At 67.5% G+C, this 18,938-nt stretch carries 15 protein-coding genes; 4 read left to right on the top strand and 11 right to left on the bottom strand.

The genetic code is table 11. The features are described from left to right. The first annotated feature begins 41 nt into the window (after nucleotides 1-41). The 3 genes from BMW26_RS11690 to BMW26_RS11705 all read left to right on the top strand — a co-directional run bounded on the left by BMW26_RS11690 (nucleotide 42) and on the right by BMW26_RS11705 (nucleotide 4,034). Nucleotides 42-1,385, top strand: a complete 1,344-nt coding sequence (locus tag BMW26_RS11690; RefSeq protein ID WP_072592325.1) for an HNH endonuclease signature motif containing protein — start codon at nucleotides 42-44, stop codon at nucleotides 1,383-1,385. Nucleotides 1,386-2,053: 668 nt separating this feature from the next. Further along, complete coding sequence (locus BMW26_RS11700) at nucleotides 2,054-2,902, top strand: hypothetical protein (protein ID WP_083569355.1); 849 nt, start codon at nucleotides 2,054-2,056, stop codon at nucleotides 2,900-2,902. Nucleotides 2,903-3,107: 205 nt separating this feature from the next. Beyond that, the gene (locus BMW26_RS11705) at nucleotides 3,108-4,034 is read left to right on the top strand and encodes a spermidine synthase (protein ID WP_157557433.1); all 927 of its coding nucleotides are present in this window, start codon (nucleotides 3,108-3,110) and stop codon (nucleotides 4,032-4,034) included. A gap of 145 nt (nucleotides 4,035-4,179) precedes the next feature. On the opposite strand, the gene BMW26_RS11710 is transcribed toward BMW26_RS11705, so the two are convergent. From BMW26_RS11710 to rsmA, 7 genes are all read right to left on the bottom strand, one after another. Beyond that, nucleotides 4,180-5,301 (bottom strand): substrate-binding domain-containing protein, encoded by a 1,122-nt coding sequence (locus BMW26_RS11710; RefSeq protein ID WP_053097082.1) that lies wholly within the window; start codon nucleotides 5,299-5,301, stop codon nucleotides 4,180-4,182. 60 nt (nucleotides 5,302-5,361) lie between these two features. Continuing rightward, nucleotides 5,362-6,720, bottom strand: coding sequence for a multiple monosaccharide ABC transporter permease (gene mmsB, locus BMW26_RS11715; RefSeq protein ID WP_053097084.1), 1,359 nt, complete (start codon nucleotides 6,718-6,720; stop codon nucleotides 5,362-5,364). Beyond that, on the bottom strand, nucleotides 6,717-8,237 hold the full coding sequence (gene mmsA, locus BMW26_RS11720) for a multiple monosaccharide ABC transporter ATP-binding protein (protein WP_072591553.1): 1,521 nt from the start codon (nucleotides 8,235-8,237) through the stop codon (nucleotides 6,717-6,719). The genes mmsB and mmsA overlap by 4 nt, the downstream gene beginning before the upstream one ends. 155 nt (nucleotides 8,238-8,392) lie before the next feature. After that, complete coding sequence (locus tag BMW26_RS11725) at nucleotides 8,393-9,406, bottom strand: LacI family DNA-binding transcriptional regulator (RefSeq protein WP_053097086.1); 1,014 nt, start codon at nucleotides 9,404-9,406, stop codon at nucleotides 8,393-8,395. 100 nt (nucleotides 9,407-9,506) lie between these two features. After that, entirely contained in the window at nucleotides 9,507-10,439 is a 933-nt protein-coding gene (locus tag BMW26_RS11730; protein WP_056280016.1) for a 4-(cytidine 5'-diphospho)-2-C-methyl-D-erythritol kinase, read from the bottom strand. A 13-nt stretch (nucleotides 10,440-10,452) separates the two neighbouring features. After that, nucleotides 10,453-11,520, bottom strand: a complete 1,068-nt coding sequence (gene mgrA / locus BMW26_RS11735) for an L-glyceraldehyde 3-phosphate reductase (protein ID WP_072591554.1) — start codon at nucleotides 11,518-11,520, stop codon at nucleotides 10,453-10,455. A 9-nt stretch (nucleotides 11,521-11,529) separates the two neighbouring features. After that, nucleotides 11,530-12,399, bottom strand: coding sequence for a 16S rRNA (adenine(1518)-N(6)/adenine(1519)-N(6))-dimethyltransferase RsmA (gene rsmA, locus BMW26_RS11740; RefSeq protein ID WP_072591555.1), 870 nt, complete (start codon nucleotides 12,397-12,399; stop codon nucleotides 11,530-11,532). 55 nt (nucleotides 12,400-12,454) lie between these two features. On the opposite strand from rsmA, the gene BMW26_RS11745 reads away from it, so the two are divergent. Continuing rightward, nucleotides 12,455-13,714: an MFS transporter gene (locus BMW26_RS11745; protein ID WP_072591556.1), complete on the top strand. Its 1,260-nt coding sequence runs from the start codon at nucleotides 12,455-12,457 to the stop codon at nucleotides 13,712-13,714. On the opposite strand, the gene BMW26_RS11750 is transcribed toward BMW26_RS11745, so the two are convergent. From BMW26_RS11750 to BMW26_RS11765, 4 genes are read right to left on the bottom strand one after another with little or no spacing between them, the layout of a single operon-like run. Next, nucleotides 13,693-14,565 carry a TatD family hydrolase gene (locus BMW26_RS11750; RefSeq protein WP_072591557.1) on the bottom strand — a complete coding sequence of 291 codons (873 nt, stop codon included), beginning with the start codon at nucleotides 14,563-14,565 and terminating at the stop codon, nucleotides 13,693-13,695. The two genes, BMW26_RS11745 and BMW26_RS11750, sit on opposite strands and share 22 nt — an antisense overlap. Nucleotides 14,566-14,567: 2 nt before the next feature. Continuing rightward, nucleotides 14,568-16,145: a methionine--tRNA ligase gene (metG, locus tag BMW26_RS11755; protein ID WP_072591558.1), complete on the bottom strand. Its 1,578-nt coding sequence runs from the start codon at nucleotides 16,143-16,145 to the stop codon at nucleotides 14,568-14,570. Between the two features lie 38 nt (nucleotides 16,146-16,183). Continuing rightward, nucleotides 16,184-17,725: a molybdopterin-dependent oxidoreductase gene (locus tag BMW26_RS11760; RefSeq protein ID WP_072591559.1), complete on the bottom strand. Its 1,542-nt coding sequence runs from the start codon at nucleotides 17,723-17,725 to the stop codon at nucleotides 16,184-16,186. A 43-nt stretch (nucleotides 17,726-17,768) separates the two neighbouring features. Beyond that, complete coding sequence (locus BMW26_RS11765; RefSeq protein ID WP_053097102.1) at nucleotides 17,769-18,938, bottom strand: glycoside hydrolase family 1 protein; 1,170 nt, start codon at nucleotides 18,936-18,938, stop codon at nucleotides 17,769-17,771.

Consider the following 18,938-nt stretch of genomic DNA (forward strand, 5'->3'; position numbering starts at 1 on the left):
TCTTCGTTCGGATGTCGGTGGTCCGTGATCTACTCGGAGACATGACAGCACTGCTCGACGCGACGGACACGCAGATCGCGAATCTCGCCGATCTCGTCGCCGCGTTGCAAGTCGCAGAGGCGACATTGAGCAGCATGAGCGCCGCGCGCGACGGGCTGCTGGCGATCGCCGGTCGGCTCGCGGTCGACATCGCGAAGCAGGGTGATCACCCGGACCGGGGAGACCACTCGATCAGGACCATCGCGGCCGAGATCGGAGCCGTGCAGCATGTCAGCGATCGCACCATCGAGCGGCGGATGGCGGCGGCGGAGCTGCTGGTCGATCGGTTCCCCGCCGTATGGGCCGCACAGGGAGCGGGGCGGATCAGCGCCGCGCACTCCCGCGTCATCGTCGACGCAGGTTCGGGCCTCGAGTCGCCCGATCACCGCGAGGCATATTCCGCGGTGATCCTTCCGCTGGCGGAGGTGGAATCGCCGAACCGACTGCGCGCGCTGGCACGGCGAGTCGCTGAGCGGTTCGCCCCGACGACAGTGTCGGAGCGGCATCGTCGCGCCAGGTCTCAGCGGCGAGTCTGGGTGACGGATGGCGAAGACGGGATGGCGACGCTGCACACGCACGCGCCTGCCGCGCTCGTCCACGGCATGTTCGATCGTCTCTCGCAGATGGCGCACGCACTGCGCGTCGAGAACCTTCGCGCGAAGCGGCGGGCGGCTCGCGACGGCGATGAGTTCGAGGCGGATGATCGGACGGTCGACGAGATCCGCGCCGACCTGCTCGCCGACCTCGTGCTCAGCGGCCAGCCGACCGGGCACGACAGCGAAGACGGACTGCTGGCGGCCATCAGTGCGCGCATCGAGATCACCGTTCCGGTGACGACCCTGATGGACGACGAGGCGCACGAGGGGTCGGGTGCTCCGGATACCGAGGCGGCGCCGCCCGCCGAGCTCGACGGCGTGATTCCGATCGACGTCGATACCGCGCGCCGGATGGCCGGGCAGACGAAGGGATGGGAGCGGGTGCTGACGCATCCGATCACCGGTCGCGTCCTCGCCGTCGACCGATACCGACCGAGCCGCCACCTACGCCGGCACCTACGGGCAAGAGATCAGCGATGTCGATTCCCGGCGTGCGGAGTGGCGGCGCGGAAATGCGACCTCGACCACAACCATGCTGCCTCGACGGGTGGCGCGACCTGCGAATCGAATCTGGCATCGTTCTGTCGCCGACATCACGTTCTGAAACATCACACACCATGGCACGTCGAGCAGAAGCCCGGCGGGGTCATGGAGTGGACGAGTCCCATCGGGCGGACGTACATCGACACTCCCCCTGCACCGAACACGGTGACCTTCACCGAATCGGATGCCGTGCGCGCGCCGTTCTGAGCGGAGACGTTCGCGCTGGCGCGGACCTGTGGAGAAACGCGACGCGACCCTGGCCGATTTCACTACGGTGGCGCGGTGACTCCTCCTCCGTTGCGCCCCTTGTCCGTTCTTGCGATTCGTCACGGCAGAGGCGGTGGTGCGGCAGTTCCACGGTTGGGCGCGCGCATAGTTGCTGTCGCCGTAGTGGCGTTGGGGGTTGGCGCTCTCGCGGGATGCACCACTGAACCCGAGCCCGCCCCTACGCCCACCGCGGCCTTCGCGAACGAGGAGGAGGCGTTCGCTGCAGCGGAGGCTGTGTACCGGGCGTACAACGAGGCGGGTAATGCCAGGCGGACGGGGTCACCAGATGCCGACCCTCAGCAATTCCTAGTTGGAGCTGCCCTCGAAAGCGACATTGACACCCAAAACCTGCTGATGGCGGATGGCCTGTCTACCGCCGGAAGGGCAACGATTATTTCAATCAACGGCAAGGTCAGCGAACCCGCTGGGAGCGTATCGACCGTAACCATGACTGTATGTACTGATGTGTCCGCCCTATTGCTACTAGATGATGCCGGCGCGGATATCACTCCTGCGGACCGCGGTGAGGTGGTCGCGCTAGAGGTTGTCATAGTGGGCGACCGTCAGTCTCTATTGATCTCCGATGCATCGCCGACAAGTGGCAACCCATGCTGATCATCAAGCTCGCAGCCTGCGCGATCGCCGCGTCAGCTCTCGGCTTCATCACGTCACCCACCGCATTCGCTACTACTGGCTGCTCACCAGAGACCCTTCTGATGGGACTCTGCGGCTCGACGGATGGTTCCTCCCTCACCATCTCCGGCACCCAGCAGCAGCCGAGCACTGATCCCGGCACCGACTCGAATTGGAGTGATGGCGGTCCGGGCGACGATACGGGTCCGGGTGAACCGTCGGGTCCGAGCCAGGAGGCGATCGACCTCGCGGCATGCATGGACGACTCGGGCACCACGCGCTGTGCGCCGCGCCCGAACCGGCCCGCTCCCCCGGCCTCCGCTCCGTCGACGCCCGGCGCGCCGACCATCACCATCTCCGACCTGGCGCGATTCGCACCGGCATCAATCCGTGCGACCGCCGAACCCGGCAACGTCGGGATCGCCGGGATGCCGACGAACTTCACGGCCGCAGCATCCACGCAGATCCAAGACGGCGAGCTGTTCGGCGTGCCACTGCGCGTGCGGTTTGTCCCGGCCGGATACGACTACACGTACGGCGACGGCAGCTCCGCGACCGTGACTACGCCGGGTCAGACGTGGGAGGCGCTCGGTCAGGCGCAGTTCACGCCGACCCCGACCAGCCACGTCTACCGCGAACCCGGCGTGTACCCGGCCCGCGTGGACATCCGATTCACCGCGCAGGTGGACCTCGGCGGCGGATGGATCGACATTCCCGGGCAGCTCACGACCAGCGGCGCCACGCAGGAGATCCGCATCCTCGAGGCCCGCACCGCGCTCGTCGCCCACACCTGCCACGAGAACCCGGCCGGCGTCGGCTGCTGAAGAACGCACCACAGCAGCACGACAACAAGAAAGAGCCGCCGGCCCCGAAGGTCCGAGCGGCCCTCTTCTGCCCGATGGCTGATCGCTTTCTCGTACGACCCGACGATCTCAAGGAGGCTCGGCCTTCCGAGAGCGACTTCGCCTACGGCGCTCTGCTCCTCCAGAGGCAGCCGCCGACCGATCTCCTCCGGCTTAAACTAGACAGGTGCCATGGAGTCGCCGGGTGTTCTCGCTCTCACTAGCCGACCGCAAGGCAAAGCTGGTGCAGTCGAGAAGGCGACCCGGTCGCTTCGAGCTCAGCGTGGATGGAATTGCGCAGTCCGTCGTCTCGATGACCGAGCCGACCGACCTCGAGTACAGCTACACCCAACACATCGCCCGCGCAATGGATGCCGCCGCCGAGCCTGGTGCGCCGCTGTTCACCGTGCATCTGGGGGCCGGAGCACTCACGCTGGCACGCTACGTCCAGGCGACGCGCGCCGGATCACCTCAGCTGGTGGTGGAGTTCGAACCCGCGCTCTACGCCGCCGTCATCGACGCGCTGCCGTTGCCTCCCGGGTCTGACATACGAGTCATCCTCGGTGACGCTCGAACGGTCGCGGACGCCGCTTTTCCGAATGAGAAGACATCGCCGGTGCAGTCATCTCCGTCCCCCGGACTTGACGACGCCGCGAGTTATCGCACCGCAATCGACACCGATTGGGTGGAGGCGTGCTTCACCGTCGTCGATCTCTGGGATGCCGCCGTCATCCGGCATCGTGTGGCCAGCCAGGAGTTCTATCGCCAGGTCGCCGCGCGCTCCGCAGCAGCGGGCGTGGTCGCCGTGAACCTGCTCGACGGGCATCCGTTCGAATACTCACGACGACAGGCCGCGACCCTGAGCACCGTGTTCGATCACGTCGCTGTCGTGCTCGACGCAGAGCCGGAAGATGCGGAAGGACCACTCGGCAACGTCGTCATTTTCGCGAGCGATGAGCCGCTGGACAAGGTCACCGCCTACGTTTTGCTCGACACACCGCGGCCTCATCTCCTCCGCGATGGCCCTCTGACGTCGTGGATCGCTGAAGCGCGCATCATGACAGATGCCGACGGCACAGACTCTCCCGATCCCGACGACCCCGTCTGGGGCTAGCGCCGTGTGCGGACGTCCTCCGACAGGACGTCCGCTTCCGGCCAGCGGCTCGTCCGCGCGCGGTGTGAAAAGTCGACCCGACATGGCGAAGAGCCGCCCGGACCCGAAGGTCCGGACGGCTCGTCTGCGGTGAGTGCGATGTCGCTTACTGGTACGACTTCACGATCTCGAGGAGGCTCGGCACGTTGGCGTACGCCTCAGCAGCGTTCTCCTTGGTGACGATGATCGGGTCGAGCAGGTACGCCGGAACGACCTTGGCGCCGTTGTCGTACGACTCCTCGTCGTTGACATCGACGGTCTCGCCCTTCTGCAGCTGGCCGACCATCTTGATCGACTGCTCGACGAGCAGTGCGGTGTCCTTGTTGATCGTGGAGTACTGGATGCCCTCCATGATCGACTTCACCGACTCGACCTCGGAGTCCTGACCCGTGACGACCGGAACCGGCTTGCCGGCCTGCTGCACCGAGGTGATGATGGCGCGAGCAAGGGTGTCGTTCGGCGACAGCACGCCGTCGACCACGGTGTCACCGCTGTACGACGAGGTGAGCAGCGTGTCCATACGGTTCTGCGCGTTCTCCGGAAGCCATCCCTCGGTCGCGGTCTGCGCGATCTCGGTCTGCTTCGACACGACCACCAGGTTGCCGTTGTCGATCTCCGGCTGGAGCACGTCCATGGCGCCGTCGAAGAAGACCTTCGAGTTGGCGTCATCCGGCGAGCCGGAGAAGAGCTCGATGTTGTACGGAGCCTCGTGGCCCGCACGCTCGGCGAGACCGTCGAGCAGGGCCTGGCCCTGCAGCTGGCCGACCTTGAAGTTGTCGAACGCGACGTAGTAGTCGACTGCCTCGGTGTTCTCGATGAGACGGTCGTACGCGATCACGTATGCGCCGGCATCCTTGGCCGCCTGCACCTGGGTGGCGAGCTGCTTGCCATCCTTCGCGCCGATGATGATGACCTTGGCGCCGTTGGTGACCATGGCCTGGATCTGGTTCTGCTGCTCGGCGACCGTGTTGCTCGCCGGAGCGTACTGCACGTCTGCCTTGAAGCCGGCCTCTTCCAGGCCGTCCGTGAAGAGCTGACCCGCGAGGACCCAGTTCTCACTGGTCTTGTCGGGAAGGGCGACACCGATCGAGGAGTCGGCGGCGAAGCCTGCTTCGGCCTCTTCGCCGGATCCCGTGTCGGTTCCGCCGCCGCGCTCACCGGAGCAGCCCGTGAGTGCGAAGGCAGCCGTCGCGACGAGCGCTGTCGCTGTGACGATGATCTTCTTCATGTGATCTCTTTCTGTGTGATGTGACGGATTCTGCGTGCGAGCACTGCGCGGAGAGTCCGCTTACTCGGCCCTCGTCTTGTCGACGGGAGGGGCTTGGTAAGTCCTGTTGGGCTCGAAGGTCGCGGTGGCCTCCGGGTCGCTCCTGCGGCCCGACCGGCGGGTCAGGAGACCGATGAGCGACGGACGGCCCTGCTGCTTGTTCCAGACGTCGATGCCGACCGCGAGCAGCAGCACGAGGCCCTTGATCATCGAGACGACGTCGGCACCCTGGCCGAGCAGAGCGAGACCGTTGTTGAGGAACGCCATGACCAGACCACCGATGATCGAGCCGATCACGGTACCGATACCACCGGCGACCGCAGCACCACCGATGAACACCGACGCGATCGCGTCGAGCTCCCAGCCGGTGCCGTCGTTCGGTCCGGATGCCTGCGAACGGGCGACGAAGATCATGCCGGCGAGTGCGGCCATCATCGACATGTTCATCATGACGAAGAAGTCGACCCAGCGGTCCTTCACGCCGGAGAGGCGTGCGGCCTGGCGGTTGCCACCCACGGCGTAGATGTGGCGACCGAAGACGGTGTTCCGCGTGATGAACGAGTAGATGATCACGAGGGCGAGCAGGATCAGACCCGGAACCGGGAAGCTCGTGCCCGGGCGACCCGTCGCGAACATCCACGCAGCGGCGAGCACGACGACCGAGAGCAGCACGACCTTGACGACGCTGACCCACAGGGGCGCACTGTCGGAGCCCATCTTGTGCTGCTGGCGACGGGTGCGGATCTCCCAGAAGACCAGCCACGCCACCGCGACCAGTGCGAGGATCATGGTCGGCACGTTGAAGTCCAGCGGGAGCCCGACCTCAGGAAGGTAGCCGGTGCCGATCACCTGGAAGCCCTTGGGCACCGGGATCGTCTGAGCGTCACCGATCCACTGCTGCGCGCCACGGAAGAAGAGCATGCCGGCGAGCGTCACGATGAACGCGGGCACCCCGACGTAGGCGACCCAGAACCCCTGCCAGGCGCCCACCAGGGCACCGACGCCGAGGCCGAGCAGGATCGCCAGCGGCCAAGGGAGGTTCCAGTCGGCCATCGACTTCGCGACGATGATGCCGGTGAAGGCCGCCACGGAACCGACCGACAGGTCGATGTGCCCCATGATGATGACCATCACCATGCCGATCGCGAGGATCAGGATGAACGAGTACTGGTTGATGACGTTGATCAGGTTGCCCGACGTCAGCGTCGCGCCGTTCGGTCCGTTGCGCAGCAGCGTCAGCACCTCGAAGAGGACGATGATGACGATGAGGCTGCCCAGGATGCCGAACTGGCGCAGTGACGAGGTGCCGTTGCTTCCGAACATCTTGCGGATGTCGCCGAAGTGGAAGCCGCGCTTCGTTGTCGTGAGGTCGGTGGTCATGCGGATGCTTTCTGAGTCGCGGAGGTCATGCTGCGCATGAGAGCCTCGGGTGTCGCCTGGTCGGCCGGGATGCAGTCGGTGACCCGACCTTCGAAGACTGTGTAGATGCGGTCCGAGATGCCGAGCAGCTCGGGCAGCTCGCTGGAGATGACGATGACGCCCTTGCCCTGGGAGGCGAGCTCGTTGATGATCGCGTAGATCTCGTACTTCGCTCCGACGTCGATGCCGCGCGTGGGCTCATCGAGGATCAGCAGGTCGGGGTCCGTGAACATCCACCGGGCCAGCACGACCTTCTGCTGGTTTCCTCCCGAGAGCTTGCCGACGCCCTCTTCGACGCTGGGTGTCTTGATGCGCAGCGCCGTGCGGTAGCGCTCGGCGACCGAGTACTCCTCGCGCTCGTCGACGACGCCGCGCTTCGAGATCTTCGACAGCTTCGCCGCGACGACAGACCGCTTGATGGTGTCGAGCAGGTTGAGGCCCAGCACCTTGCGGTCCTCGCTGACGTACGCGAGTCCGTGCTTGATCGCCGAGGAGACGTCGGGGATGGTGATCTCCTGGCCGTCCTTGACGATCTGTCCGCCGAGGAACGTGCCGTAGGAGCGACCGAAGATGCTCATCATGAACTCGGTGCGACCCGCGCCCATCAGACCGGCGATGCCGACGACCTCGCCACGACGCACGTTGAGGTTCGACCCCTTGACGACCATCCGCTCAGACACGGTCGGGTGCTGCACCCACCAGTCCTTGACCTCGAAGAACACGTCGCCGATCTCGGGGGTGCGGTCGGGGTAGCGGCTCTCGAGCGAGCGGCCGACCATGCCGCGGATGATGCGGTCCTCGTTGATCTCGCCGCGCGAGATGTCGAGCGTCTCGACCGTGCGACCGTCGCGGATGATCGTGATCTCGTCGGCGATCTGCTCGATCTCGTTGAGCTTGTGGCTGATCATGATCGACGCGATGCCCTTGGCCTTCAGACCCAGGATCAGGTCGAGGAGGTGCTGCGAGTCGTTCTCGTTCAGTGCCGCGGTGGGCTCGTCGAGGATGAGGAGCTTGACGTCCTTATTGAGGGCCTTCGCGATCTCGATCAGCTGCTGCTTTCCGACACCGAGCGTCTTGATGGCGACGTCGGGGTCTTCGCGCAGGCCGACGCGGGCCAGCAGCTCGACCGTGCGCTGACGCTGGGCGCGCCAGTCGATCGCGCCGAAGTGGCGGATCTCGTTGCCGAGGAAGATGTTCTCGGTGATCGAGAGCTCAGGGATCAGCGCGAGCTCCTGGTGGATGATCGCGATCCCGGCCTGCTCGCTCGCCGCGATGTCGCGGTAGCGCTGCTCCTCGCCGTAGAGCAGGATCTCCCCCTCGTACGTGCCGTAGGGGTACACGCCGGAGAGGACCTTCATCAGGGTCGACTTCCCGGCGCCGTTCTCGCCGCAGATCGCATGGATCTCTCCGGCCCGGACGGTGATGGACACGTCGGACAGCGCCTTGACACCCGGGAACTCCTTGGTGATGCTGCGCATCTCCAGGATGGGGCCTGACACGACCGGCAACGTTGCTGTGGTGCTCACAAGATCTTCCTCGCGACGGGCGGTCACCTTCGATGTGACCGTTCACATTGGATTACATAGTCTACGCTCGCTGAGACGGTGTCAAGACCACTCGCGAAAATGTGGCCTTATCGAGGCGCGGACGATTCCCGCGTTCGAAGGGTCGTCTGCAGGGGCCCGAACTGCGGCACCTGCTCACCACGGATCTGCGCGAGCAGGATGCGCACGGCGCGGCGACCCAGCTCGGGGAAGTCCTGATGCACCGTGCTCAGCGTCGGTGCGACATGCGCCGCGACCGGGATGTCGTCGAACCCGACGACGCTCACGTCCTCGGGCACGCGGATGCCGGCATCCCTGAACCCGTGCAGCAGCCCGATCGCCATCTGGTCGTTCGCGACGAACACGGCCGTGAAGTCACGCCGTCGGGCGAGCTCCTGCCCCGCGAAATAGCCGAAGTCGGCCGTCCAGTCTCCGCGGATCGGCGGGAAGGTGGGCAGATCGGCCTCCCGCAGAGCATCGAGGTATCCGCGCATGCGCGACTCGGCCTCGATCCAGTCCTGCGGCCCGGCGATGTGGATGATGTCGCTGTGTCCGAGCCCGATCAGATGCTCGGTGGCGGTGCGCGCGCCCGCGACCTGGTCGGCCGACAGGGTCACCCCGTCGGAGCCGGAGGCCGTCTGCAGCGAGACGAACGGCATCTCGACCGCCATGCCCTTCAGCACATGGAACGCCCGGACCTGCGGGGCGAGCACCACGATGCCGTCGACCTGCTCGCGTGCCAGCTGCCGCAGGGCGTTGCCGATCGCCTCGGGCGTCGTGGCCGAGAGGTTCAGGGTCGAGACCGAGTACCCCTCCTCGCGAGCGGCGTCCTCGATGCCGACGATCGACGACGTCGGTCCGAACTCCCCCACCGTGGCCGAGAGGATGCCGAGCATGTTGGACTTGCTCGTCACGAGCGCCCGCGCCGCGAGGTTGGGGCGGTAGTCCAGCACGGCGATGGCGTCGAGGACCTTCGCCTTCGTCTCGGGACGGATGCTGGGGTGGTCGTTCAGCACCCGCGACACGGTCTGGTGCGACACCCCCGCGAGTCTCGCGACGTCGCGGATGCTCGGCATCCGGGCACGCTCGGAGGCAGTCGACATCACAGACCTCCTTGTATGTGCACGGTCACATCGTCTCTTCATTATGTATGCCAGGCGCGCGGAGCGCACCTCGCCGAGGCGAGGATGCGGGCGGGCCGGGTCAGGCGAGGATGCGCGCGCCGGGCACCGGCCCGTGCACGTGCAGCGACTCGAGTCCGTGCTCACGCAGCAGCGACTGGACCTCCTGCGCACCCTCGGGGCTCGGGCAGAGGAGAGCGACGGTGGGTCCCGAACCCGACACGATGCCCTGCAGAGCACCGGCGTGGATGCCGCGCAGGATCGTGGTCTCCAGCTCGGGCCGCTCGTACAGGGCGGCCTCCTGCAGGTCGTTGTAGATGCTCTCGGACAGCAGCTCGGGATCGCCGGAACGCAGCGCCTGCAGCACGGGAGCCGGCACCTCGAGCGACAGCGGCGGATCGTCGGCGAGCGAGCCCTCAGCGTCTCGCAGCGCATCGAGTCGCGCATACACGACGGGCGTGGACAGCCCGTCATCGCTCGGGACGAGCACCCAGTCGAACCGCCCCCTCGCCAGCGCGGGATTCAGCTGATCTCCTCGGCCGGTTCCGACGGCGGTGCCGCCGTGCAACGCGAACGGGACGTCCGCGCCGAGCCGGGCGGCCAGCTCATGCAGGCGGGCGGTCGAGAACCCGGTGCCCCACAGTGCGTCGCACGCGACGAGAGCGGCCGCGGCATCCGCCGACCCGCCGCCCATGCCTCCGGCGACAGGCACGCTCTTGCGGATCTCCAGCGCCACCCCGCCGTCGTACTCGGCCGCGGTCGCGAGCAGCTTGGCGGCGCGCATCGCGAGGTTGCGATCGTCCAGCGGCACGGTGTCGGGGTCGTCGACGCCCGAGACGGTGATCGAGAAGTCGTCGGCGTGCCGGGCGATCACGTCCTCATAGAGCGAGACCGCCTGGAACACGGTGGCCAGCGCGTGATACCCGTCGTCGTGGCGGCCGCCCACACCGAGATAGACGTTGATCTTGCCGGGCGCGCGCACGTGCACGGAGTCGACGGGGGCGGCGAAGCTCATGTCGGTGTTCCCGTCACAGCTCCGTCGACGTCGCCCACAGGTCGACGTCGATGGCACCGGCCGCCTCGTCGATGCGGCCGAGCTCGTCGTCGGTGAATGCCGGACCGTTGACGGCGGCGATGTTCTCGTCGAGCTGCTCGGGACGCGATGCCCCGACCAGCGCGGAGGCGACGACCGGGTTGCGCAGCGTCCATTGGATCGCCATCTGCGCCAGGGACTGCCCGCGCTGCTCGGCGATGGCGTTGAGCGAGCGGAGGGTCTGAACGGCGGCATCCGACAGCGGCGCATCCGGCAGCGAACCGCGCTTCTGCGCACGGGCGGCCGTGCCGTCGCCGAGGTACTTGTCGGTGAGGAGCCCCTGCGCGAGAGGTGTGAACGCGATCGCGCCGACGCCGGACTGCTCGAGGGTGTCGGTGAGGCCGTCTTCGACCCAGCGGTTGAGGATCGAGTAGGCGGGCTGGTGGATGACGAGCGGGGTACCGAGGTCGGTGGCGACGGCGACGGCCTCGGCCGTGCGCTCGGCGCTGTACGACGAGATGCCGACGTAGAGAGCCTTGCCCTGGCGCACGAGCGTGTCGAGCGCCCCGATGGTCTCGGCGACCGGCGTCACGGGATCGGCGCGGTGCGAGTAGAAGATGTCGACGTGGTCGAGGCCCATGCGGGTCAGCGACTGCTCGGCGCTCGCGAGGATGTACTTGCGGCTGCCGAAGTCGCCGTACGGACCTGGCCACATGTCCCAGCCCGCCTTCGACGAGATGATCAGCTCGTCGCGGTAGGGGCGGAAGTCCTCGGCGAAGATGCGACCGAAGTTCTTCTCGGCCGAGCCGTAGGGCGGGCCGTAGTTGTTCGCGAGATCGAAGTGCGTGATGCCGCGGTCGAAGGCGTGACGCAGCAGCGCGCGCTGGTTGTCGAGCGGGATGTTGTCGCCGAAGTTCCACCACAGGCCCAGCGAGATGGGCGGCAGGAACAGCCCCGAGGTGCCGACCTGGCGGTACTCGAACTGCTGGTAGCGGCTCTCATCGGCGGCGTACGGCCGGTGGAGCTCAGGGACGTTCGGACGGAAGCGGGGGGACTCGGTCACCGTGCCAGATTAGCCGGTGACGGCGGCGTCTTCGATCTGCGCGACATGCTGAGCGACACGATGGTAGTCCTCGACCGTGAGATCCTCCCCGCGAGCGGTGGGGGCGACTCCGGCCGCGATCAGCACTTCGGATGCCGCGGCGGAGCTGCCGAAGAGCTCGGACAGCGCCTGTCGCAGCATCTTGCGGCGCTGGTTGAAGGCGGCATCCACGATCTTGAAGGTGAGTCGGCGTTCGTCCTCTGTGCCGCGCTCGCCCTCCGACCGGTCGAAGCCGACGAGGAGGCTGTCGACGTTGGGCACCGGCCAGAAGACCTGACGGGACACGGTGCCCGACAGCTTCCACTCGCCGTACCAGGCGGCCTTGACACTCGGGGTGCCGTAGATCTTGGAGCCCGGCTTGGCCGCGATGCGCTCGGCGACCTCGGCCTGCACCATCACGACACCGCGCTTCAGGTAGGAGAAGTTCTCGAGGAAGTGCAGCAGCACGGGGACCGAGACGTTGTAGGGCAGGTTCGCGACCAGCACGGTCGGCTCGCCCGGCAGCTCCGTGATGCGCAGCGCGTCGGCGTCGACGACCGTGAGCATGTCGGCGGGAACGCCGTGCTCCTCGGCGGTCTGGGCGAGCCGGGCGGCGAGCCGGTGATCGATCTCGACAGCGGTGACGGATGCGCCGGCCTCGAGGATCGCGAGGGTGAGGGAGCCGAGCCCCGGGCCCACCTCGACGACCCGCTCCCCCGGCTGGACGCGGGCGGCGTGCACGATCTTGCGCACGGTGTTCGCGTCGACGACGAAGTTCTGTCCGAGCTTCTTGGTCGGGGTGACATCGAGCTCAGCGGCGAGGCGGCGGATCTCGGTGGCGCCGAGCAGGGTGACTGTCATTGCTCCATTGTCCCCCACCCCCGCCGGTATCCGAGCCGCCCAGTAGTCTGCTGTGATGCCCTCCCTCGGTGAACTGATCGCACCACGGCGCATGGGCAGGGATTTCCGCTGGCTGCTCGCATCGTCGTGGACGAGCAACGTCGGAGACGGCGTCGCCCTCGCGGCCGCTCCCCTGCTCATCGCGTCGATGACGTCGTCGCCCATCCTCGTCGCGTCCGGGGCGATCCTGCAGTTCCTCCCGTGGCTGCTGTTCGGGCTGCACGCCGGAGCCATCGCCGACCGGTTCGACCGTCGGCGCCTCGTGATGTTCGCCAACGCGGCACGGGCCGTGGTGCTCGCGGGGCTCTGTGCGTTCCTGCTCACCGGCACCGCGAACATCTGGATCGTGCTCGCCGTGGCCTTCCTCTACGGCACGGCGGAGGTCTTCGTCGACACCGCCGGCAGCACGCTGCTGCCGATGCTCGTGAAGCCGGCCGACCTCGGCATCGGCAACGCTCGACTGCAGGCCGGGTATCTCGTCGCGAACCAGTTCGCCGGGCCGCCGCTCGGCGCGTTCCTCTTCGCCGCCGGCGCGGCGTGGCCGTTCCTGCTCGAGATCCTCTGCGTCCTCCTCGCGGTCGTGCTGATCTCGCGCATGGCCCGCACCCCCGTGCCGCCCCGGTCAACGGGAGACGGCGTGAAGTCGCACGTGCACACCGACATCGGCGAAGGACTCCGCTGGCTGTGGCAGAACCCGCCGGTGCGGATGCTGGTGCTGATCATCCTCGTCTTCAACGTCACCTGGGCGGCCCCGTGGGGCGTGCTCGTGCTCTATGCCACGGAGTATCTCAACATGGGCGCGGTCGGCTACGGCGCCCTGACGACCGCCTCGGCGGCCGGAGGAATCCTCGCCACCCTCTGCTTCGGCTGGCTCGAACGCCACGTGTCGTTCGCGACGCTGATGCGCGTCGTCCTCTCGCTCGAGGTGCTGATGCACCTCGCGTTCGCACTCACCACCGCGGGCTGGGTGGCGCTCGTGATCATGTTCGTGTTCGGCGCCTACGCGTTCGTGTGGGGCACGATCTCGACGACCGTCCGTCAGCGTCTGGTCCCCGCCGAGCTGCAGGGCCGCGTGGCCTCGGTCAACATGGTCGGCGTGTTCGGCGGAATGGTCATCGGCCAGGCCCTCGGCGGGGTGATCGCCCAGGTCTGGGGTCTCACGGCGCCGTGGTGGTTCGCCTTCGTGGGCGCCGCGCTGACCCTTGTCCTGGTCTGGAAGCCGATCTCGCAGATCGTCAGTGCCGCACCGGCGGATCAGTCGGTGAACGAGCCGTAGACCCGCAGGGTGTTCGCGGCGAGCCGGGTCGACAGCTCGTCGACCTCGATGCCGAGCTCCGCCGCCATGAACCGCACCGTGATCGGCACGAGATAGGGGGCGTTCGGTCGACCGCGCAGCGGCGTCGGGGTGAGGAACGGCGCATCGGTCTCGACGAGGATGCGGTCCAGGGGCGTCACCTTCAGCGCGTCGCGCAGGTTCTGCGCGTTCTTGAACGTGACGTTGCCGGCGAAGGACAGGTGGTAACCCGCATCCGCGCAGATCCTCGCCATCGCATCGTCGCCGGAGAAGCAGTGGAAGACCGTCCGTTCGGGCGCCCCGACGCGACTCAGCGTCTCGAGCACCGCGTCATGCGCGTCACGGTCGTGGATCTGCATCGCGATGCCGTGCTTCTTCGCCAGCGCGATGTGCGCCTCGAACGACTCGAACTGCGGCGCTCGGCGCTCGGGCTCGGTGCGGAAGAAGTCGAGACCCGTCTCGCCGATCGCCCGCGTTCGCGGGTGCGCCGCGAGCTCGTCGATCACCGCGATGGCCTCATCGAGACGACCCTCCTCGGCGTAGGCGGGCGCGTCATTCGGGTGGATCGCGACAGCCGCGAGCACGCGCGAGTCCGACTCGGCGGCCTCGACCGCCCACCGGGACGACTCGATGTCACCCGATGCCTGCACCACCCCGGCGATGCCCACGGCCGCCGCACGATCGAGCTGCTCGGTCAGCGACAACGGCTCATCGCCGTCGAGGATCTCGAGATGCGCGTGATTGTCGTAGACGGGCACGGCAAGGGGCTCCGGAGCCGCGGGGTACCGGAGATCCTTGCGCCCGTCGCCGTCTCGCTGCTGCACGTACGTCATGCTCAGGCGGTGGACTCCACGCGCGGGAACAGCGGGGTGAGACCGTTGACGCTGGTGCCGGGACGCAGCACGCCCCAGGCTCCGGCCTCGCGGATCGGCTGGTCCTGCAGACGTCCGAGGCTCTCTGCGGCGCCGAGGGCGACCCAGAGCTTCTCCGTCGACTGCGGCATCACGGGCGAGAGCAGCACGGCGAGCGCGCGAAGTCCCTCGGCGCACGTGTAGAGAACGGTGCCGAGACGGCCGCGCTGAGACTCGTCGCGTGCCAGTGCCCACGGCTCGTTCTCCGTGATGTAGCCGTTGAGAGCGTCGACGATCGTCCAGATCGACGAGATGGCCTCGTCGATACGGAACTGCTCGATCGCGGCATCTGCATTCGAGGCGGCATCCGCGACGATCCTCTGGATCTCGAGATCCTTCTCGGTGTAGTCGGCGGGCGGAGGCACGATGCCCTCGAAGTACTTCTCGATCATCGCCGTGGTGCGCGAGGCGAGGTTGCCGAAGCCGTTGGCGAGCTCCGCCTGGTAGCGGGCCGAGAGGTCCTCCCACGAGAACGAGCCGTCCTGGCCGAACGCGATCGCCGAGAGGAAGTAGTAGCGGTAGGCGTCGGATCCGAAGACGTCGGTGATCTCGGTCGGCGCGATGCCGGTGAGCTTCGACTTCGACATCTTCTCGCCGCCGACGAGCAGCCAGCCGTGCGCGAACACGCCCTTGGGCACATCGAGCCCTGCGGCCATCAGCAGAGCCGGCCAGATCACCGCGTGGAAGCGCAGGATGTCTTTTCCGACCACGTGATAGGCGGGCCAGCGGCGGTCGAAGGTCTCCTGATCGGAGCCGTAGCCGACGGCGGTGGCGTAGTTGAGCAGCGCATCGACCCACACGTAGATGACGTGCGACTCGTCCCACGGCAGCGGGATGCCCCAGTCGAACGTCGAGCGCGAGATCGAGAGGTCCTTGAGACCCTGACTGACGAAGGAGACGACCTCGTTGCGCGCCGAATCGGGGCGCACGAAGTCGGGCTGGGTCTTGTAGAGCTCGAGCAGACGGTCCTGGAACTCGCTCAGCTTGAAGAAGTAGTTCTTCTCCTGCAGCAGCTCGAGCGGCTTCGAGTGGATGGCGCAGACCTTGAGGCCCTCGAACGGACCGGTGCCGTCGACGATCTCGGACTCGGGTTTGAACTCCTCACAGCCCACGCAGTACAGCGCCTCGTACTCGCCCGCATAGATGTAGCCACGGTCGTAGAGACGCTGGAAGAACGTCTGCACGTTGGCCTCGTGGCGCTCCTGCGTCGTGCGGATGAAGTCGTCGTTCGCGACGTCGAGCGTCTCGAGCAGGGGGAACCACGCCTCGGTGACGAGCTTGTCGACCCACTCCTGCGGAGTGACGTTGTTCGCGGCCGCGGCACGGAGCATCTTCTGGCCGTGCTCGTCGGTGCCCGTCAGCATCCAGGTGTCATCGCCGCCCTGCCGGTGCCAGCGCGCGAGCGCGTCGACCGCCACCGAGGTGTACCCATGACCGATGTGGGGCACATCGGAGGGGTAGTAGATGGGCGTGGTGATGTAGAACGATTCGCCTGCGGGCATGGGGACAATTCTAGGTGGGATGCAGGGGGTCGTTACGCTCAGGCGACAGACACCTCGATGCGGTGCCACCCCTGGGCGCCGTCGGGCACGACATCGGCCGGATCCGAGGTCTGCGTCTCCCCGTCGGCGCTGATCGCGCGACACTCGATCGTGTGCGTTCCACTCTCGGCCGCCCAGTCGAGACGCCACTGCACCCAGGTGTCGTCGGAGATCGCGGCGCCGAGCTCGGCGCGACGCCACTCACCGTCGTCGATCCGCACCTCCACACCCTCGACGCCCACGTGCTGCTGCCACGCCATGCCCGCGATGACGGCGTCGCCGGCCTCGATCCTGGTCCCCCGCCGGGGCACGTCGATGCGCGACTGCAGCTTCACCGGTCCGCGCTCCGACCATCCGCGGTCGGTCCAATAGGCGGTCGTCCGGTCGAATCGGGTGACCTCGAGGTCCGTCACCCATTTGGTCGCCGACACATAGCCGTAGAGGCCCGGCACCACCATGCGCACCGGGAAGCCGTGTTCGAGAGGCAGCGCATCGCCGTTCATGCCGACCGCGAGCAGGGCATCGCGCTCGTCGGTGAGCGCCTCGATCGGCGTCGAGGCCGTGAACCCGTCGGATGAGGTCGACAGCACCATGTCGGCGTCGGGATCGACTCCCGCTCTCGCGAGCAGATCGCGCACCGGATGCCCGAGCCAGAGGGCGTTGCCGATCAGGTCCCCGCCGACCTGGTTCGACACGCAGGCGAGGGTGACGTGCGACGCCTGCATCGGCAGCGCGACCAGTTCGTCCCACGTGATCACGATCTCGCGATCGACCATCCCGTGGATGCGCAGCGACCAGTCGGCCGGGTCGATGCGCGGCACGATCAGTGCGGTGTCGATGCGGTAGAAGTCGGCGTTGGGGGTCACGACAGGAGCCAGGCCGGGGATGTCGAGCTCTGCACCGGCCGGCACCATCGGCGCGGGGGCGGCAGCCTTCGGCAGCCGCAACGTCGATCGGATCGCCTCGATCGACCTCGTCGCGCCGCGGGCTGCGCCGCCGATGACGAGCGCCACGACGCCGGTCGCGGCGACGCCGGCGGTCCACAGCAGGAACTGGCGGCGTTCCTCATGCTCGGCGCGGAGATAGGGGATCGGATGCACCTTGCGCATGAGCAGCCGCAGCGCGACGACCGCGGTCGCGCCGGCGACGAGACCGGGGAGCCAGGCGAAGGGGCCCGCGCCCGGACGGATCATCGCGGCCACCAGCGCCAGCACGCCGAGAGCGGCGAGGATCGCGGATCCCACGCCCGCGCGGCGGGATTCCAGGATGCCGGCGAGCGCGGCGACCCCGACGAGGACCACCGCTATCCCGGTGATCAGCGCCACCTTGTCGCCGGTGCCGAACAGTGCGATCGCCGCATCCTTCGCCCAGCTGGGGGCGAGATCGATGAGACCGCTGCCGATCACGGCGAAGGGGCTCGCGCTCGGCTCGACGATCGCTGCGACCAGCTCTGCCAGGCCGACCGCGACGACGGCCGCGCTCAAGCCGGCGGCCGCCGATCGAAGCCTGTCTCCGCGCTTCGCGCGGACTGCGTGGGTCATGATCAGAGCGTAACCCCGGGGCTGGGCCCCGGGGTCGTGCGGCTCAGAGCCCGTTGCGACGTGCGACCTCTCCGAGCCAGGCGAGCGAGGGCTTCGGCGAACGCTCGAACGTCTCGTGATCGAAGCCGATCAGGCCGAAGGTCGGGCGGAATCCGCTCGCCCACTCGTAGTTGTCGAGTGCGCTCCAGTGCTGGTAAGCCTTGACCTCGATGCCGTCGGAGATGGCACGGTGGAGTCCCTCGAGAGCACCCTGGGTATAGGCGATGCGCCGCGTGTCGTCGCCGGTCGCGATGCCGTTCTCCGTGACGAGCACCGGCACGCCGCCGCTGCGCTCCCACGCGCTGCGCACGCCCATCTCGAGCGCCTCGGGGAAGAACTCCCAGCCGGTGAGCGTGGTCTCGACGTCGTCGGCGACCGGACGCGGACCCTCGGGGCCGATGAAGGTGCGGGTGTAGGCCTGCACGCCGACGAAGTCGTCACCGGCCGACTGATCGAGGTACCAGTGGTCGCGGGGGTCGCCGTACTCGGCCAGCATCTCGTCCGCCCCCGGCTCACCGGTGGAGTGGAAGGCCTGCGTCGCGATCGTCCATCCGGCCTGCACGCCCGAGACGGAATGCAGGATCTCGGAGGCCCGGTGGTGCGCGTCGAGCAGCGTGTCCGCGACGGCGAGGTCGGGGTTCGGCAGTCCGAAGGCGACGAGGTTCGAGGCATCCTCTCCCCCGGCGAGCATCGCCGCGATGTTCGGCTCGTTGATCGTGCAGACGTAGGTCACGCCCTCGAGGATCGGCAGCACGGTCTCGACGTAGCGGGAGAACAGGTCGACCGCGTCGTCCGCACGCCAGAAGCCGTCCTTCTGGAACCACTGCGGCACCGTGAAGTGCATCAGCGTCACCGTCGGGTCCAGACCGTTCTCCCGGGCCGTGTCGATCATGCGGCGGTAGTGATCCAGCATCGCCCGCGACACGAAGCCGCGCTCGGGCTCGATGCGCGCCCACTCCATCGAGAAGCGGTACGAGTTCAGACCGGCATCCGCCAGCAGCCGCATGTCCTCCGGGTACCGGTGGAAGTGGTCGGCGGCATCGCCCGAGGGCTCCACCATCGTCGAGCCCGGAGCATGCTCCATGGCCCACCAGTTGCTGGTCGTGTTGTTCCCCTCCACCTGATGGGCTGCGGTCGCAGCGCCCCAGAGAAAGCCGTCAGGGAATGTGAGCAC

Origin of the sequence: Microbacterium sp. 1.5R (genome assembly GCF_001889265.1) — a bacterium.
Classification (GTDB): Bacteria; Actinomycetota; Actinomycetes; order Actinomycetales; family Microbacteriaceae; genus Microbacterium.

Excerpts from the sequence above, each read along its gene's own strand:
- BMW26_RS11690 (WP_072592325.1), top strand. The coding sequence starts at position 42 with ATGACAGCACTGCTCGACGCGACGGACACGCAGATCGCGAATCTCGCC.
- BMW26_RS11700 (WP_083569355.1), top strand. The coding sequence starts at position 2,054 with ATGCTGATCATCAAGCTCGCAGCCTGCGCGATCGCCGCGTCAGCTCTC.
- BMW26_RS11710 (WP_053097082.1), bottom strand. The coding sequence starts at position 5,301 with ATGAAGAAGATCATCGTCACAGCGACAGCGCTCGTCGCGACGGCTGCC.
- mmsB (WP_053097084.1), bottom strand. The coding sequence starts at position 6,720 with ATGACCACCGACCTCACGACAACGAAGCGCGGCTTCCACTTCGGCGAC.
- mmsA (WP_072591553.1), bottom strand. The coding sequence starts at position 8,237 with ATGCGCAGCATCACCAAGGAGTTCCCGGGTGTCAAGGCGCTGTCCGAC.
- BMW26_RS11725 (WP_053097086.1), bottom strand. The coding sequence starts at position 9,406 with ATGTCGACTGCCTCCGAGCGTGCCCGGATGCCGAGCATCCGCGACGTC.
- BMW26_RS11730 (WP_056280016.1), bottom strand. The coding sequence starts at position 10,439 with ATGAGCTTCGCCGCCCCCGTCGACTCCGTGCACGTGCGCGCGCCCGGC.
- rsmA (WP_072591555.1), bottom strand. The coding sequence starts at position 12,399 with ATGACAGTCACCCTGCTCGGCGCCACCGAGATCCGCCGCCTCGCCGCT.
- BMW26_RS11745 (WP_072591556.1), top strand. The coding sequence starts at position 12,455 with ATGCCCTCCCTCGGTGAACTGATCGCACCACGGCGCATGGGCAGGGAT.
- BMW26_RS11750 (WP_072591557.1), bottom strand. The coding sequence starts at position 14,565 with ATGACGTACGTGCAGCAGCGAGACGGCGACGGGCGCAAGGATCTCCGG.
- metG (WP_072591558.1), bottom strand. The coding sequence starts at position 16,145 with ATGCCCGCAGGCGAATCGTTCTACATCACCACGCCCATCTACTACCCC.
- BMW26_RS11760 (WP_072591559.1), bottom strand. The coding sequence starts at position 17,725 with ATGACCCACGCAGTCCGCGCGAAGCGCGGAGACAGGCTTCGATCGGCG.